Source organism: Cupriavidus sp. SIMBA_020, assembly GCF_046535395.1.
Lineage (GTDB): Bacteria > Pseudomonadota > Gammaproteobacteria > Burkholderiales > Burkholderiaceae > Cupriavidus > Cupriavidus campinensis.
Map to the genome: position 1 here is coordinate 1 of NZ_JAWRWU010001765.1, position 232 is coordinate 232.

The 232-nt window shown below is 33.2% G+C and carries 1 protein-coding gene; it reads left to right on the plus strand.

Translation table 11 applies throughout. The annotated features are described in order from the left end of the window. Positions 1 to 232: hypothetical protein (locus tag SB751_RS35675; RefSeq protein WP_410749693.1), on the plus strand; the 232-nt coding region annotated here is incomplete at both ends.

The window sequence follows — 232 nt, forward strand, 5'->3', positions numbered from 1 at the left end:
AGTTTCAGCCCGTTGACTATCAAAATGATAAAAGCTCATTGAATAACTTTATATCGGTTAACCTGCTGCCTCATCGAAAGCTAGAGCGTAATGTTAATGCTAATTTTTTTGATACATTCTCTGATGCTAAAGATCTGTATATTCCTGTTGAACATGAAAAATATAGTTTCACTTTATATACTAAATCAGAAAATGCTTTTTTGTATTGGGGTAGCTGTGAATATAGCGCGGT